15 protein-coding genes and 1 pseudogene are annotated in these 16,888 nt (G+C 47.3%); 8 read left to right on the forward strand and 8 right to left on the reverse strand.

The window, feature by feature from the left end; translation table 11 throughout:
* The first annotated feature begins 36 nt into the window (after positions 1–36).
* The 4 genes from ACXAF9_RS03135 to ACXAF9_RS03150 are packed head-to-tail and all read left to right on the forward strand — an operon-like array spanning position 37 to position 3,872.
* A complete protein-coding gene (locus ACXAF9_RS03135) occupies positions 37–1,080 on the forward strand; it encodes a GGDEF domain-containing protein (protein WP_475070236.1) in 1,044 nt (347 codons plus the stop codon).
* A 39-nt stretch (positions 1,081–1,119) separates the two neighbouring features.
* The gene (locus tag ACXAF9_RS03140; RefSeq protein WP_475070239.1) at positions 1,120–1,557 is read left to right on the forward strand and encodes a nucleoside deaminase; all 438 of its coding nucleotides are present in this window, start codon (positions 1,120–1,122) and stop codon (positions 1,555–1,557) included.
* A 39-nt stretch (positions 1,558–1,596) separates the two neighbouring features.
* The gene (locus ACXAF9_RS03145; RefSeq protein WP_475070241.1) at positions 1,597–3,066 is read left to right on the forward strand and encodes a two-component system sensor histidine kinase NtrB; all 1,470 of its coding nucleotides are present in this window, start codon (positions 1,597–1,599) and stop codon (positions 3,064–3,066) included.
* 5 nt (positions 3,067–3,071) lie between these two features.
* A complete protein-coding gene (locus tag ACXAF9_RS03150; RefSeq protein ID WP_475070243.1) occupies positions 3,072–3,872 on the forward strand; it encodes a hypothetical protein in 801 nt (266 codons plus the stop codon).
* A gap of 6 nt (positions 3,873–3,878) precedes the next feature.
* Here the strand turns inward: ACXAF9_RS03150 and ACXAF9_RS03155 are convergent, their stop codons facing one another.
* Positions 3,879–5,096: an MFS transporter gene (locus ACXAF9_RS03155; protein ID WP_475070245.1), complete on the reverse strand. Its 1,218-nt coding sequence runs from the start codon at positions 5,094–5,096 to the stop codon at positions 3,879–3,881.
* A 217-nt stretch (positions 5,097–5,313) separates the two neighbouring features.
* Here ACXAF9_RS03155 and ACXAF9_RS03160 point away from each other — a divergent pair, with 217 nt between their 5' ends.
* Positions 5,314–5,745, forward strand: a complete 432-nt coding sequence (locus tag ACXAF9_RS03160; RefSeq protein ID WP_475070248.1) for an acyl-CoA thioesterase — start codon at positions 5,314–5,316, stop codon at positions 5,743–5,745.
* A gap of 6 nt (positions 5,746–5,751) precedes the next feature.
* On the opposite strand, the gene ACXAF9_RS03165 is transcribed toward ACXAF9_RS03160, so the two are convergent.
* Together ACXAF9_RS03165 and ACXAF9_RS03170 are read right to left on the reverse strand one after the other, a co-directional pair.
* Positions 5,752–7,518 (reverse strand): SulP family inorganic anion transporter, encoded by a 1,767-nt coding sequence (locus tag ACXAF9_RS03165; protein WP_475070250.1) that lies wholly within the window; start codon positions 7,516–7,518, stop codon positions 5,752–5,754.
* 37 nt (positions 7,519–7,555) lie between these two features.
* Positions 7,556–8,026, reverse strand: coding sequence for a glycine betaine ABC transporter substrate-binding protein (locus ACXAF9_RS03170; protein WP_475070254.1), 471 nt, complete (start codon positions 8,024–8,026; stop codon positions 7,556–7,558).
* A 125-nt stretch (positions 8,027–8,151) separates the two neighbouring features.
* Here ACXAF9_RS03170 and ACXAF9_RS03175 point away from each other — a divergent pair.
* A pseudogene (locus tag ACXAF9_RS03175) lies at positions 8,152–8,256 on the forward strand (LysR family transcriptional regulator); the annotation flags it as partial.
* A 24-nt stretch (positions 8,257–8,280) separates the two neighbouring features.
* Positions 8,281–9,009 carry a LysR substrate-binding domain-containing protein gene (locus tag ACXAF9_RS03180; RefSeq protein ID WP_475070332.1) on the forward strand — a complete coding sequence of 243 codons (729 nt, stop codon included), beginning with the start codon at positions 8,281–8,283 and terminating at the stop codon, positions 9,007–9,009.
* A 52-nt stretch (positions 9,010–9,061) separates the two neighbouring features.
* Here the strand turns inward: ACXAF9_RS03180 and ACXAF9_RS03185 are convergent, their stop codons facing one another.
* The 4 genes from ACXAF9_RS03185 to ACXAF9_RS03200 form a co-directional block, all read right to left on the reverse strand.
* Complete coding sequence (locus ACXAF9_RS03185) at positions 9,062–9,262, reverse strand: RSP_7527 family protein (protein ID WP_475070257.1); 201 nt, start codon at positions 9,260–9,262, stop codon at positions 9,062–9,064.
* 434 nt (positions 9,263–9,696) lie between these two features.
* Positions 9,697–11,295 carry an isocitrate lyase gene (locus tag ACXAF9_RS03190; protein WP_475070261.1) on the reverse strand — a complete coding sequence of 533 codons (1,599 nt, stop codon included), beginning with the start codon at positions 11,293–11,295 and terminating at the stop codon, positions 9,697–9,699.
* A gap of 633 nt (positions 11,296–11,928) precedes the next feature.
* Positions 11,929–13,725 (reverse strand): SGNH/GDSL hydrolase family protein, encoded by a 1,797-nt coding sequence (locus tag ACXAF9_RS03195; protein WP_475070265.1) that lies wholly within the window; start codon positions 13,723–13,725, stop codon positions 11,929–11,931.
* 51 nt (positions 13,726–13,776) lie between these two features.
* Positions 13,777–14,043, reverse strand: coding sequence for an HlyU family transcriptional regulator (locus ACXAF9_RS03200; protein ID WP_475070267.1), 267 nt, complete (start codon positions 14,041–14,043; stop codon positions 13,777–13,779).
* A gap of 188 nt (positions 14,044–14,231) precedes the next feature.
* On the opposite strand from ACXAF9_RS03200, the gene ACXAF9_RS03205 reads away from it, so the two are divergent.
* Complete coding sequence (locus ACXAF9_RS03205; RefSeq protein WP_475070270.1) at positions 14,232–15,881, forward strand: diguanylate cyclase; 1,650 nt, start codon at positions 14,232–14,234, stop codon at positions 15,879–15,881.
* Here the strand turns inward: ACXAF9_RS03205 and ACXAF9_RS03210 are convergent, their stop codons facing one another.
* Complete coding sequence (locus tag ACXAF9_RS03210) at positions 15,882–16,769, reverse strand: SDR family oxidoreductase (RefSeq protein WP_475070272.1); 888 nt, start codon at positions 16,767–16,769, stop codon at positions 15,882–15,884.
* Between the last annotated feature and the right edge of the window lie 119 nt (positions 16,770–16,888).

Below are 16,888 nucleotides of genomic sequence, written 5' to 3' on the forward strand. Positions count from 1 at the left end.
TTTCGTCAGTTTCACTTTTGTATTTGCAGTACAGGTATGGATGATCGAATTTTTAAATCTGTTATAGAGATTACAGAACAGAAAGATCTAGATTCCCTAGAGTCCAGCTTGATAGCGACTTTGGCGGAGCTGTGTGATCTGTCTGATATCTCGATCATTCGTATTTTTGATCAAGACTACAAACGTCACGTCGAAGAATCGATCCGCTTGGACATCATCCGCGATGCCGACGGTAATCGCGATTATCAGTGGAGCACGCAGGGCGATTTTATCAAGCCGGATCAACATCTGATCCAGTGCATAGAGAACGCTTCAAAGGTATCGGCTGCCGATTCAACTGGGCAGTCCTGCTATCAGTTTCCCATCATTGGTGGGAAAGAGGTAATCGGTGTCCTTCGTCTGTGCGGTAACTCGATCAGCTCTGAGTCTCTTTTGTTGGTCGAAGGCTTTGTAAAGATTTATGAAAATTACCTGTTCATTCTGAACGAAAGTGAGCGTGATAAGCTCACAGGGTTATTGAACCGCCGAACCTTTGATAAAAAACTGGCTCGTTTACTGCAGATGCAGCGTGAAGCAGGTGTGAATGAAACCGAGCATGAACATGCTAGGCGTCAATTATCACAAGACGCTACCGCATGGTTGGTTATCGTTGATGTTGACCACTTTAAAGCGGTTAATGATATGTACGGCCACGTCTACGGTGATGAGGTGCTGCTTCACCTGTCACAGATCATGAAGGGCTTTTTTCGAAGCTCTGATCTTCTGTTTCGTTTTGGTGGGGAAGAGTTTGTACTGGTGCTTGAGCCGATTCCTAAAGAGATGGTCGAGAGTAAACTCAATGCGTTTCGCCAAGCGGTCAGTGAATACAGTTTTCCGCTGGTTGGGCACTTAACCATCAGTGCTGGTTACATTGCCATCTGTGAAGCGGACTATCCGCTTACTGCGTTGGATAATGCCGATAAGGCGTTGTACCACGCAAAAAGCAACGGTCGAAATCAGATCGCTAATTTTGAGCAGTTGGTTGAGCTCGGTGTACTTAGCCAAGCGACTGCGGATGAAGGGGAAGTGGATCTGTTCTAGTTTTACTTCCCAAAACCTGTCGTAAAAGGAGAGTCTTGTATGGATCAATTTATGGCCGCTGCTCTAGAAGAAGCGAAAACAGGTCTTAAGGAGGGAGGTATCCCCATCGGTTCCGTTTTGGTGATTGATGGAAAAATTGTGGCGCGCGGACACAATCAACGTGTTCAAAAAGGCAGTGCCATTCTTCATGCAGAAATGGATTGCTTCGAAAATGCGGGGCGTTTGACTGCCAAGGATTATCAAAAAGCCGTTTTGTACTCGACTTTATCGCCCTGTGATATGTGCAGCGGTACCGCTTTGCTTTACGGCATTAAGACCGTTATCGTCGGTGAAAATAAAACCTTTCAAGGCCCAGAATCTTACCTTAAAGAGCGTGGTGTGGATGTAACGGTTCTTAATGATGCCGAATGCATTCAGTTGATGGAGCAGTTCATTGATGAACACCCAACGCTTTGGAATGAAGATATTGGTGTTTAAGTTACAGTTATAATTGTCTGATTTATAAGGATTACCTCTTTGCGTTCTTTTGTTGCCATTGCACTTTTACTGGCATCGACCGCCAGTCATGCTTCTTTGATCAATTATTTTAAGTACTCCGACGGTACAACTAACTGGCAATATATCGCGAATTTCTCAAGCGGTGTTTTAATCATCACCTTATCCATTGTGATTTTAGGGCTGTTTTTGGCTCGCCGTCGTTTATTCAAAGCGAACCGTGAACTGCGCGCGATTAAGGCCAACCTTGAAGAGCGCGTAAAAGAGCGTACCCGTAACCTGAATGAATCCAACCAAAAACTCTTGGAAAGTAATCAGGCGCTTGAGCATGAAGTGTCGGAGCACATCATCACTACAGAGCGCCTTAAAGCCCAAGAGGCCTATATTCAGGATATCCTTACGTCGATGCCTTTGATGCTGGTGGGGCTTGATCAGGACGGTGTTATTACTCATTGGAACCAGAGAACCGCCGAGCTATCCGGTATAGCGGCGGATCAGGCATTGGGTAAAACACTTTGGGAGGCGTACCCGACCGCCACTATTTCGCCGGATCAGATTCGTGAATCCATTCGTTACAAGCGCACCATTCACCTTAAGCAGACGCTTAATACGATGTCGCATTTCGATATCACCATCTATCCATTGCAAGAAAGCCCAGAAGGCGGTGTGGTGATCTTGATTGATGATGTCAGTAAAGAGACGCGTGCCGAGAACATGTTGTTACACAACGATAAGATGTCCTTCATGGGGGAAGTGGCTTCCTCCATGGCGCATGACATTAATGTGCCTCTGCAAGGGATCTTGTTGGATGTCCGCAGTTTTCAGCGTGCGTTGGAGTCTGCAAAAAATGAAGATGGCGATCTGCAAGATGCGGTTAAGGTGTCGGATCGCTTGAATCAAGTCATTGAGCAGATGCAAGAGAAGGGTGATCAGGTTAACAGCATCATCAACAACTTGCTGGCGTTTTCCCGTGGTCGAAAGCAGGAAAAGCAGTGGATCAATGTGGTGGATGTGATGGAGAATACTTTGACGTTAGCGTCGGATGTGATCTCGATTGCGGATGATCTTCCCTTTAACCGCATCAAGGTAGAGCGGCATTTTAGTGAACATCTACCGATGTTGCCGTGCTACATCACTGAGCTTCAGCAAGTGATCTTGAGTGTGTTGCGTCATTGTGCCTACGCTGTCTATGAGTCGTTCCGTTCCGGACAAGAGGGGTATCACCCGGAAATTAAGTTGCTGCTGGCGGAGGAGTATGGGCAGATCTTGATGCGTATTCACCATAACGGATCCACTCTGACTTTGGATGATCAAGTTCAGGTGTTTGAACCTTACTTCCAAGGTGAGCACGCTGAGGAAGATTGTGATGCCGGTGACCGACTCTCGTTCGCGCACTACATCATTACTGAACAGCACTCAGGCCAGATGGCTGTTACCTCGGATGAGAAAAACGGCACCACTTTCCATATTCAATTGCCTTTGCAGGACTGATTCGTATGGCGAGTCTGTTTCGGTTTGGTCTTTGTGCATCTGTCTCACTTATAACGGTTGGTTGTGCTTCTCAGTCGGACCTCGCGCAGCTGCGTGAGTCCCCGGCGCATTCGATTCATTTTAAGGTAGAGCACAACATCGACCCCGTTATGGATAAAGTGACCCAAAACATTTGGGCCTGCCATGTGTTCCCGATTAAACGGCGTGGGCTGCCCAACAGTGAGCTAGAAACGGATCACCAAGGGTATAAGAAGTTTGTGTCGTATAAGTCGACCGACACCTACCCTTTGGATGTTGAGCTTGAACCTTACGACTTAACCACCACCGATGTATCTGTGCGCTACATCGACCCGTTTGCGCCTTCCGCAAAAGCGGTACCTTTATGGTTTGGCAATGACTATTTGGAATGCCGGACCTCAGACGAGTTAAACCAAGCGCGCTCGGTATTGCGTCATCAAGCCCCGAAAGTGTTTACTCAATCAACGCCGCTCCCTGAGTTGTTTGAAGTATATTCGGATTTAATGCTGACCTGTTTTGACTCTCGACGTGATTTCGGCCCTTACTACATGGTCGATACTTTGGTGAGCTTTGTAAGCCCGAAGGGGATGATCACGGGGGTTAACTACAAACCCATTGGTAAACCTGTGTATGGCTTTCAGTTAGAGCTTGAGGCGCTGTCTCCAACCGAAACCCAGGTGACTTACTACGGGCATCCGCAGGCGCAATCCTATTTTGAGGCCTTAATGACCTGGACTGAGCATCCAGATCAAGATTTGGCTTGCCCAGCCCGTTTGCCGCTGTATTAAGCCGCACTACCTGTCGTTTGATTCCATCGTATCGCGCTGGCGTAATGTAGGGAATTTCCATGCCCATAAGCCGACCACCAGCAGTGTCCCTGCGCCGCCGAGGACAATGGCTGGTACCGTCCCAAAGAGTGCCGCCGTTGCCCCTGATTCAAACTCCCCTAACTGGTTAGATGAGCCGATAAAGACAGAGTTAGCGGCACTGACACGGCCACGCATCTCATCGGGTGTTTCAAGTTGAACCAGTGTGGAGCGAATAACGACACTGACCATGTCGGACGCACCCAGGATGGCGAGTGCACCCAGTGATAGATACAGATTCGTTGATAGACCAAACACAATGGTGGAGACACCAAACACGCCCACGGCCCACAGCATGATAGAACCGACTCTGCGTTTAAGCGGGCGTCTTGCAAGGTACACAGACATGAGCACCGCACCTATGGCGGGTGCACTCCTTAAGAGTCCGAGCCCCCAAGCATCGGTTTGCAATAGGTCTTTTGCAACGATGGGTAGCAGGGCGGTGGCTCCACCCAGTAGCACGGCGAACATATCCAATGAGATCGACCCCATAATGATGGAGTTTTTTCGGATATACCTAAGGCCGCCTAATAGGTAATCCAGTGTTAAAGGGGTTTTTGCTTTGACGTTATGCTGATAATTGATCCCCGCTAAAAACGCGATGGACAGTAGAAAGCAGGCGGTACTGAAACCATAGAGAAACGGCGCGCCTAAGAGGTAAACAAGCCCCCCGATAGCGGGGCCAGCAATGACCATCGCCTCGCGAGCCGAAGCCATCATGGCCATGGCCGAGGAGAGTTGATGGCTTTTCACCAAGTTGGGTGTCAGTGCCTGTAAAGCGGGCATTTCAAAGGCACGAGATACCCCTAAAGCGACCGCGCAGGCGTAAATGAGATGCGGTGTCAGTAGATCCACCGCATTAGCGTAGGCGATGGAGCCAACCGTGACCGCCATCAGTGTTCGACAGCAGAGGATGATCTTGAGTCGATTGTATTGATCGGCCACATGCCCAACCCACAGGGTTAATATCAGTTGGGGCAAAAACTGGGCAAGGCCAACTAAGCCGAGGCTAAGTGCACTGTCGGTCAGATCGTACATCTGCCAACCGATACCGACCGATAGCATTTGAAAGGCAAAGGTGGATAGGAGTTGACCAGACCATAAACGGAAAAAAGATCGATTTTTAAACAACTGAGCGTCGGACATGAACAAAGCGCCGGAATAAATAAGTGAGGAGTGCTCTAGTGTAAAAAAGCGCTAGCGGTTTCTCTAATCACAATTAAGTAACATTCAATTCCAAAATTAGTATGCGAGTGCTCGCGAGACGGAAAACCTCTTTTATCGAAACTTCAATACGTTAGGCTGGTAATGTCTGGCCACATTTGTCACAGTCAGGTTTTGTTTCCTAAAGAGTTAAAGTGGTATGACTCAACAAGCTCAAGGTCGATTAACAACACGTACACTCGCAATGCCCGCCGATACCAACCCTGCAGGTGATATCTTTGGTGGCTGGGTGCTTTCTCAAATGGATATTGCGGCCGGTATTTGCGCCGGTCAGCGGGCACAGACCCGTGTGGTCACCGTTGCGCTCGATGGGATGAGCTTTATCCGTCCCGTTAAAGTGGGGGATATCTTAGGTGTCTATACCGATGTGGTAGAGGTTGGTCGTACTTCCATGATCGTGCATGTAGAGGCCTGGGTCCGTCGAGAACGGATTGGGCTTCGCGAAAAGGTCACCGAAGGGAATTTTAAATTTGTGGCCATTGATGATTCTGGCCGACCCACACCCATCCCAGAATACGATGACCTTCCAGATTACGCCAAGAGTAATGGCACCTTAGGGGATATGCTGTAACGGTCATCAGCTCAGATGAGTGTTGGAGGGCTTAGGCCTTGTCTGGCACTCATTAAAAATGCGTTTATCGCAGGTAGCGCATAAGAGCGGGGCTGTTTCGGGTACCAGCGCCTCTATGGCCGCCTCTGGGGTTTCGCAAAACCAATCAGAAAGCGGCGCACGAAAGCTTTTTAACTCGGCGAGCTCATCCAGGACTGTACCTTTTAGTGATGTGACGATAAGTCGTCCACCTTTACGCTGATATCGCTGTATCTCCTCTTCAAGCATCTGAGCACCGGATGCATCGATAAAATTAATCCCTTTTCCGATGATGATCACCTTAGGTTGTGCAGGCAGTGCGCTGTACAGGGCTCTTAGGTGTTGTTGAATGTGATCTAAGCTGCCAAAAAACAAAGAGCCATCGATACGGATCATCTTAATTTGTGGGCATTCTGGCACTTGGTAGCGAACGGCATTTCGTATGGGGCGTTTAGGTAGGTGTGATATCGGCGCGACCGTCATGATGCTGGGCCGAGACGTACGCTGTAAGTAGAATGCCAACGACAGAAATACCCCTATGTAGATCGCAAAGGTCAACTCTAGAAATATGGCCGAGAGTGATGTTGCGATTAGAATGACTCGCTCATGAAAGTTAGTGTTAAACGTTCTCTTTAACTTATTGATGTTAAATAAGTTGTAGGCGATAAAAATTAGGCTTCCGGCGACTGATGCGTTGGAGAGATAGCGCGTAACAGACGGGAAGAGAAGAAATGTGAGCACAAGGAACAAGGCCATAAACACTTGTGCCATCGGTGTCTTGGCGCCTGCGTCATAGTTAGCAGCGGAGCGTGTAAAAGAGCCGGAGGAGGCAAAGCCGCTCAGCAGGCTGCCACCGGCGTTGGCCAAGCCTTGGGCGATGAACTCTTGATTCCCATCAATCAGTTGATGCGATTTCACCGATAGGCTTCGGGCAATCGATACCGCCTCAATTAACCCCAGAAGTGCTAATGCGAACGCACCCGGTAAGAGTTGCCCCATAAGGTCTGGATTAATCTGATCTATCGTAAGCTGTAAAAAACCACTGGGTAGATCACCCAGAAATTCAACGGGTTGGTCGGTAAAGATCGTGAGCAGATAGGCCAATCCACTGCCTATCGCAAGACCTGCGATAAGATGCGGTATAGGCTTACCCCAGCGTTTAAATATGATGCTGACCAAGATAGTAACGCCGGCAATGGCTACGCTGACGCCATCTATGCTCTGTACATGTTCAAACACAAAGACAAGATATTGCCCATAGGTTTGATCGCTGCTTTTATCGATTCCTAGAACTTTGGGTACTTGGCTTAGGGCGATCAAAACGGCTGCGCCTGAGGTAAAACCAACGACCACTGTATGAGATATAAAGTTAAGCAAAGCCCCCAAGCGTAACAGCCCAAAACCACATTGAATAAAACCCATCATCAGGGTCAAGGTAAAGACAGTTGTAAGGTAGCTTTCGGTGCCAGTCGGCGTAATGTTGCGGGCAAGGCTCAGTACGACCATCGATATGGCCGCGGCAGGCCCTGTTACTAAATGCCAGGAAGAGCCCAATAAGGCGGCAAACACGGTGACCGTAATGGCTGTATACAGTCCATATTCGGCCGGCATGCCAGCAATTAATGCGTAAGCAATGACCTGAGGGATGGTGATCAGTGCGCCAGTCAAACCGGCTTTGGCGTCTTCCTTAAGCGAGACGCGTGTAATTTGGTCTCGCCATTGAAGAAAACTCAATCGTTTGCCGGTCTGCTGCACGTAATGACCACCTTGGTGGAGAGATCTAACCTTAAGTTTAGAGGGATTTCTGCACGGCTGCCAACCCAGGTTGGCCGTCTAAGGTAGTGATGCCATCCAGCCACGCTTCCAAGACGGTTGGGTTGGCTTTTAACCACGTGAGCGCGGCGTCTTCTGGGGCTAAGCCTTCTTCAAGAATGCCATTCATCACTTGGTTTTCCATATCCAGTGTAAAACTGACATTCTCTAACAAAGAACCCAGGTTTGGGCAGTCCTTTGAGAACCTATTTCGAGTCACCGTTTGAACCGTTGCGCCGCCAAAGTCCGGACCAAAGTACTCATCGCCGCCGGTGAGGTAGTTCATCTTAATCTGGGTATTCATCGGGTGGGGTTCCCAACCCAGGAATACGATGAACTTCTCGCGCTTAGCAGCGCGTTTTACTTGGCTCATCACGCCTTGGTCGGCCAGTTTCTGAAGATGGGGCGTTTTAGCCACTCCGCCGTACATGGATAACATCGGCGCTGCCATCTGATCTTACCTATAAGTTGATCTAATACCTGATGAGGTGCTCGTTGGAAAACCTTCCCTCTCTAAATGCGTTAAAAGTGTTTGTTCAGGCGGCTGATGCAGGTAGCTTCTAGAAGGCGGCTACAGAGCTGCACTCGATGCAATCAGCAATAAGCCTACAAATCAAACAGTTAGAGTCTTATCTTAAACTTAATCTATTTTACCGACAGCACCGCGGCGTGAGTCTTACGGATGAGGGGAAAGCGCTTTATCGAGTGTGTTCAGAGAGCTTTGATCATATTGGCAGCACCATCAAACAGCTACAAAGTAGCCAAAGTAATCCCAGAATTCATGTCGCAACCGACTTTGCTTGTGCCGCATATTGGCTATTGTCTCGGTTATCTGAGTTTAGAAAACGCCATCCCGAGGTCGATGTTCGTGTGATTACCAGCCAAGATGTCACCGAACATCTACTCGATGATGTGGATATTGTGATTCGTTATTGCGAAAAACCCGATAATACCCGACCTTCCATCGAGTCTATCCGTCTTTTCAGAGAATCGGTGTTTCCTATCTGCTCTCTGCACCTGCTGAATCAACATGGTTTTCACTCGGTGGCCGCAGTTAAAAGTGTCGATCAATTAAACTCGTTACCGCGGGTGGATCTGCGTGATGAGTCTTCATTGCATTGGATGAGCTGGCCAAGGCTATACACCCAACTGGGGGCAAAATCGTCGCTGAATGATCCTGTGTTTGAGTGCGATAATTACACTTTACTTGTACAAGCGGCGATCGCAGGCCAAGGCGTTGGTTTGGGTTGGAGTACGCTCATCGATGATTTAGTCGATCGAGGTGTGCTGGTGGCGCTTAGACAATTCAAGGTCAGCACGCAAGGCGGTTACTTTATGATGAGTAAACAGGTACAAAATGGCTTAAGCCATCAAGACAGAAAGCTGGCGGAATCGTTAGATCAATTGATGAATTGGTTAAGTGACGAAAAGTGAGGGTATCAGAATAGGTCGATGCGGGTAGAGAAGAGAGGGGGGAAGGTCCCTGTCATGCGTGACGGAGACCTTGTGCAGCTACAGTCGCTTTTGATTTAGATTTGAACAGACCTTTAACAGCGCTTACAGCGGAAGCAACCATTTCTGCGATGTATTCTGAACGCTGAGCTTGTGCTTCAAGAATCAGTTTTTCAGAAGCGGTCATGTAGCTAGTATCAACTTGTTCTAACAGTTCGGTGATTGATTTGCTCATTGAGATTTCCTTTTAAGTGTGTGTTTCAACTTTAGTCGTAATGATAGTGAGAGCTGACTCTAAGGACAAACGACTTATTTCGATCTTAATGATTAGAAAATCTAATCTATTTGGGTTTGCTAAGTATCGATTTGTTGTCTATTCGGCATTTAGTAATGCCCCCTTGTGAACCAATGGTATTACAGTTTTATGAGTGACAATGATCATAAATTGCTGATAAATAAAAGTTTTATAGAGTTCTTGTGCTTGTAGACTTTGGTCTAGGTTTCAGCGAGTAGCTCGATGTAACTGATTCTCATCTCGATGTTGAATCCATCGGATTTTAGTTGAACGATATGATTGATTGTTCGAAAAACAGCCAGGTTGGGTTGTGTGAGCACAAAAAAGGGCACTAAAAAGTGCCCTTGTTCTTAAATGGGTCTAATGAGTAGACATTAGCCAAACTGGTTCATCGTGTTGTCTTTACCAGAAGCTTTCAGTGCCGCATCACCAGAGAAATACTCTTTGTGATCGTCACCCATATCGGAACCGGCCATGTTTTGGTGTTTAACACACGCGATACCTTGGCGAATCTCTTTACGCTGAACGCCAGCAACGTAGCCCAGCATACCTTGGTCGCCGAAGTACTCTTTCGCTAGGTTGTCCGTAGATAGGGCAGCGGTGTGGTACGTAGGCAGTGTGATCAAGTGGTGGAAGATACCCGCTTCGCGAGCTGCGTCCGCCTGGAAGGTACGGATCTTCTCATCGGCTTGTTTCGCCAGATCAGTCTCATCGTACTCTGCTGACATCAGGTTAGCGCGATCGTAAGCAGATACGTCTTGACCGGCTTCTTGCATCGCATCGAACACTTGCTGACGGAAGTTCAGCGTCCAGTTGAAAGAAGGTGAGTTGTTGTACACCAGTTTCGCATTTGGAACGACTTCACGAATGCGGTTAACCATAGAGGCGATCTGGCCAACGTGTGGTTTTTCAGTCTCGATCCACAGAAGGTCCGCACCGTTTTGCAAAGAGGTGATGCAGTCCAGAACTACACGGTCTTCGCCTGTGCCTTTTCGGAACTGGAACAGGTTAGAAGGCAGACGCTTAGGCTTCAGCAGCTTGCCGTTCGCCTTGATCACAACATCGCCGTTTTGGATGTCGTCAGCGCTGTCGATGTAATCACCGTCCAAGAAGCTGTTGTATTGGTCACCCAAATCGCCTGGCTCGTTGGTTACTGCGATCTGCTTAGTCAGGCCTGCACCCAAAGAGTCAGTACGCGCAACGATCACACCGTCGTCTACACCCAGCTCTAGGAAGGCGTAGCGAACCGCACGGATCTTCGCCAAGAAGTCTTCGTGAGGAACCGTCACTTTACCGTCTTGGTGGCCACACTGCTTCTCATCCGATACTTGGTTCTCGATCTGGATGCAGCATGCGCCCGCTTCGATCATCTGCTTAGCCAGAAGGTAAGTCGCTTCTTCGTTACCAAAGCCTGCATCGATGTCGGCAATGATTGGCACGATGTGGGTTTGGAAGTTATCGATCTTATCTTGGATTGCTTTCTCTTCAGAGGCGTTACCCGCTTCACGAGCGCCGTCCAATTGGCGGAATAGGCCGCCCAGTTCACGCGCATCCGCTTGACGCAAGAAGGTGTACAGCTCGCCGATCAAAGAAGAAACAGCGGTTTTTTCGTGCATCGATTGGTCAGGCAGAGGGCCGAACTCAGAACGCAGAGCCGCAACCATCCAACCAGACAGGTACAGGTAACGACGGTCAGTGCTGTTGAAATGCTTCTTGATGGAGATCATTTTTTGCTGACCGATGAAACCGTGCCAGCAGCCCAGAGACTGAGTGTACTGAGAAGAGTCGGCATCGTAACGAGCCATGTCTTCACGCATGATTTTAGCGGTGTACTTAGCGATATCCAGACCGGTTTTGAATTTGTTCTGAGCGCGCATACGAGCCGCGTATTCTGGATTGATAGCTTCCCAAGCAGCACCTTGCTGTTGGCGCAGTGATGAGATTGCTTCGATATCATTTGTGTATTGTGACATGGTCAGTCCTTCACTTTATTTCTTCTTGGCCTAGGATTTCGGTGGCATGTTTAGCCATTCGATTAATCCATTAGCTCATTGAAAGGGGAGTGTTTTAAGACCTTCAACAAAGGATGATTTAGCAAGCCTTCGTTTTTGGAATTAAATATATGTTGGTTGAGAGAGGTTCTTTGGTCAAAAGAATTTTGTGCATAGCAGCAAGCGATAATAATCGTAGAAAAACAATCGCTTTACCCTTTGTAATAAAACTACAAAAGAGGATTTGCCAAAATTAAAGTGAATCCCAGTCATAATGGGGTTTTGAGTTACTAAACCTTTGGTGTAATAAACTTAAGTTTAAACGCTGTATTAAGGTAATTACAAAGAGATAAAGTAATTAAAAAAATGGTTTTTATTCAAAAAAAATCTATACGTCTTGAAGGTGGTGTATGGTGCTTTTTTCAATTAAATCAGTCGACTAGAAACAAAAGTCGTATTTATTATTGTAAAAAATACTACTTAGGACTACCTACCCAAGACCCGTTTTTTGATCTTACACCAAATATAATTTACCAAGATTAAATTACTGAAGTGATCGTTAGGCATAAAAAAGCACCGAATAATCGGTGCTTGAAAGGACAATCTATAATGCTACTAGAATGCGTAAGTCAGACCCAGTGAACCATGCGCTCCTGGTGATTGCTGCAGTGCAAAATACGACTGAATTTTGGCATTGAGTTGAATCGACTCGTTAACGCTCCAGCGCACACCCGCTTGCCATTGGCCGAATGTGTTGTATTGAGCCATGTCAGGCAGCGTAAAGCGGTTACTCGGCAGTGCCTGTAAAGCTAAACGAGGGCTGTCAAAATCTGAATGCAGGTAGTGATGCCAAGTGATTTGCGCATAAGGCGCGACCGAGTTCTGGTAGCTAACCTCCCAACCGGCTTGCGCTTCTACTAAGCTGCCATCCAAATCGCTGATTTTAAGTGCGCTGGCGTAATTATCACTGGTGTATGCTTCAGTGACGCCATCAAGCATCATGTAGTTTGCTGATAAACCAAACAGAGGGCCGTGTGTAAATGAGCCGTTTTGAAAGCGATGGCTCGCTGAAAGAGCGGCTGAAAAGGTTAACGCATCACTGTCGGATGTATGATTCAAAGCGACGTTGCCAAGACTCGCGTCTCTTTTTGCTTTGATCGTTGTTGAATCAATGGACGCTAAACCGACGAGCGTGCTTTGATCTTGCTCAAAGGCGCTCCAAAGTTGCAAACCAAGGCTGTCTAAGCGCATAGAACCTAATGCATTGTTGGCATCACTGCGCTGAGCGTATAAAGAAGCGCCATAACGCATCGTGTCACTGCTGGGTTGAGACAGTGTAATACTGATGCTGCTCGGGTTATCAAACCCCTTTTTGCTTTGACCTGAAGAGGCCTGCACATCAACAAGCTGTACAGCGCTGCCTGATGTGGCTGTTACCCAATCCGTAAGGCGATCTCGCTGCTGATTTAGGTTCAGCGCGATTTGCTGGGGGCGTTGCTGATAAAACGCACTGCTATTAAGGAGGTTGTAGACATAATCACTGATTAGGCTATGAACCGCCGAGGTAGGGTGCGCGGAATCAGCAAACAAATAGGAAGCGGCCTGCTCATCTGTGTAATGAACCCCTTCAAAACAATAGAAAATATTGGTAGCACCACACAGGCTATCCGTTACGTTACTAAAACCATACTGATCGGCGTTGTCAATAATCTGGCTAAACAATAGATTGGTAGGAACAGGGATCACCTCAACGCCGGACTGAGCCACAGCGCTCATCAGTTGGGTGTTGTAGGTTGTTATCAACGAAGATAGCTGGGATTGTTGAGCCGTGCTCAAAGAGTAACCAAAAGGAGAGACGGACACATCGGCTATGGTCGGAAACAAAATGTACCGAGCACCCGCGGTTTGTAACTGAGTAAGCGCAGATAGCGTGTTGGCTGTCATCCCTTGCATATACACAGCGGTTTCGGTCGAGTTATACCCTTCCTGTAGAATCCAGAAAATGTCATTACCACCAATCCAGACAGAATACAGAGCATCGCTGTTCAATTGATTATTGGTGTCGTTCAATAAGGATTGGATTTGAGTGAGTAAAGAGGCTGCTTGGGAAAACTGATAGCCTTCACCATCGATTCTTGCGCCGCCATACGCGTAATTGGTTCCCCCTGTATTGCTTGACTGCGCGCTTAAGTTAAGTTGAGTCGCAAGACTTTGAGTCCAGAGCTGCCCACCGTTTTCGGTGAAAGTAGCTTGCCCTTGATAGGTTGGGTCAAGGCTTAGAATGTATGGAAGGTAGTTTCCGGAGTCGGATAGGCTATCGCCCAATACATAAAACTGATCATAAGAGGCGTAAGCCGCAGGGCTTAAAAAGGCCGCAAGCGCCAACCCCGATAGAGTTCGAGTGGTCGTCATTGTTATTCCTTTAACCGATTCGTATTTGCTCGACAGCAGAAAAGGCGGTCTTTATTGGAACAGGGAGTCGCCTTGCTGGTCGATCATGACTTTGGCTTTGCGAACGGTCTCTTGAATGCACGACTGCTCATCAGGTAATAAGTCGGCACGAATAAAAGGGACTTCTTGCTCTCCTAGCTTTATGAAGCCGTTTATTCTGAACTGTGCACCTTCAGGCTTAGGCAGAGCGGTGATTTCAAATCCCTTATAAGACTCGCAAAAAGCGTCAGCTGAATGAGAGTCATTGTTATTAAATAGATTTTTTAGGAATGAAAGCATACTAACCTTTAACCAGAACGTTCGAAGTATCCGAAATATAGCTTTTTTTATTATTGAGTTGAAGTTTTTCTGGTAGGTGCCGCCATATCAACTATGATTATTCATATTCAATTCATCTTTTGAGTACGTCAAGGATGTCAGTATCAGGGGCAGGTTTTAAAAAGCGTATCTTAGGAGCAACGTTTGTTTTGCTCACGGGAATCGTTTGCCCTTCGGATTTTGCTTTCGCGTCTCAAAGCCGAGAGCAAAGCTTTCAGAAAGTCACTCTCCAATTACAGTGGTATCACCAGTTTCAGTTTGCTGGCTACTATGCGGCGCTAGAGCGTGGCTATTATGACGATGTGGGGCTCAAAGTGACCATCAAGGATGGCGGTTATGACGATGATGGCAATGCCGTATCCCCAGAAGAGGAGGTAGTGTTTGACCGTGCCCAATTTGGAACGACCCGGTCGGATATCCTGCTAGGCCACAGTGCGGGCTTACCTGTGGTTGTGGTGGCAAACATCATGCAGCACTCGCCTTACGTGTTTATGTCGATGAAGCAGCATGAGCTTACGAGGCTGGAGCAAATTGGCTATGACCGCCCTATATCCATCAATTTACCAGCCGTATCGGATGGACGAATAGACGCCGAGGCCGTCGCTTCACTCAAAGTGGCTGGGGTGGATATCAGCCGCTTAAATAACTCGTTCCCTACTTGGAATGTCGATGATTTAATTTCAGGCAAAACAGAGTTAATGCCCGCTTATTCTACCGATGCCCCTTATTTTTTAGAAAAAAAAGGTCACACCCCGGTCATTATTTCGCCGTCCATGTATGGTGTGGATTTTTATGGTGATCTTTTATTTACCAGTGAAAAAATGGTCCGCGAGCAACCGGAGGTTGTTAAAGCCTTTCGTGAAGCCACAATTAAAGGGTGGCGGTACGCGCTCGATAACCCCATCGAAATGGCTGAGCTGATTTTTAGAAAATATAAAACGCGTAATGCCTCTTATGATCTGGATTTTTTGCTTTATGAGGCTAACCAAGTAAAAGAGCTCATTAATTCGGATGTGGTCGAAGTGGGGTATATCAATCCGCAGCGTTGGGAAAAGATAGCAGAGATCTACCAAGCGCTCGGCCTTATTCGAGTCTATGATATGAAGTCCTTTCTATATCAACCGATACCCGATACCGTCTGGTCTGCCTATGCTAAGTGGATCAAGCTGTTAGCGGTCCCTTTGGTCATTTCTCTATTGGTCATCATCTATCTAATCACGGTGACAAGACGGTTAAAGAAAGAGGTTAATCGGCGTCGCAATGCGGAAGAGTCTTTGATCACTCAAGCCGAGAAGGATGCACTGACCGGGATCTACAATCGACACGCCTTTCAACGTGAGTTTGCACGTGAGTTTTCAAGGGCGAAGCGCTATAAGCAGCCTTTCTCTGTCCTGATCATTGATATCGACTTTTTTAAGGCGATTAATGACAAATTTGGGCACCTAGCAGGGGATGAGGTCATAAAATCCCTCTCAAGAGTCACCAGTAAGCTGCTTAGGGCCAGTGATCTGTTTGCACGATACGGTGGTGAAGAGTTCGTTATCATGTTGCCCAATACCATAGAATCAGAAGCGATCGCCTTGGCCGAACGCATTTTGAAGGTAAACCAGCAAAATACCGTTACGTTTGAAGGCGATACTATACGTTACACCATCAGTATGGGGGTTACTGAGTTGTGGGAAGATGACGAGGACATCAATGATCTCTTTAAGCGCGGCGACGAGCTCCTATACGAAGCCAAACACGCCGGACGAAACTGCATCCGGCGGTACATGGGGCGCTCTTTTACACTGCAATAACTATTTATTCTCTGATTCGGAAATCTTAATCAGTAATCGATCGAGCCACTTGGTTGGTAAGACACGTTTTAAGTAGCCAAATAGATAGGTCGGGAAGGTGACATAGTAATGCGCCTTCGGACTTTTACTGTTAAACGCCTGAAACACAGCCATATAAACCGCATCTGGGCCCAACGTAAAAGGAGCATCCTCATCCGGGGATTTCGCGCCTGCCGTTTTTGCGGATAAGCGTTTTTCTACTGCCTGATACACTGCCCGATGAGCGCTGTTCTGTGTATCAATGTTATCTTTGAATTTTTGATACGCGTTGTTACGAAACTCGCTTCGGATGGGGCCTGGTTCAACTAACGCGATGTGGATGTCAGAGCCATCGAACTCCTGTCTCATGGTGTCTGTTAAGCCTTCAATGGCGTATTTGCTGGCATTATAAGCGCCGCGATACTTCATCGAGATCAGACCAAGGACTGAACTGTTCTGTACAATACGACCGTACCCTTGTTTGCGCATGACTTTAAGCACTTTGCAGGTCAAGTCATGCCAGCCAAACACGTTCGTTTCGAACTGTTCTTTTAATACCTCTCGGGATAAATCCTCAACAGCACCGGGTTGGCCGTAAGCGCCATTATTAAACAACGCAAATAACTGACCGTCGGTTTGATCCAAAACCCATTCCAGCGCAGTGTCGATTGAGCTTGGGTCCCTCACGTCCAATTGATGGGCATTCAAGCCTTCACTTTGTAAGCGTGCAACATCTGTGGGCTTTCTGGCGGTTGCAAAAACACGGTAGCCTTCATCATGAAGTCGTTTAGCGGTGTAATAGCCTATACCTGTTGAGCAACCAGTGATTAAGATGGTTTGTTGAGAAGCGGGTAGTTCCGTTAGTCGCATTCTGTAATCTGTAAAGTGTCAAAAAATTAAACAAGATGCACACGCTATCACAGGATTCTCCATTAGGAAATTCAAAACGAATAAACCTATGGAATCATTTTGGATTTGGTATGATTATC

The organism is Neptunomonas sp. ABH4_499 (genome assembly GCF_056160565.1).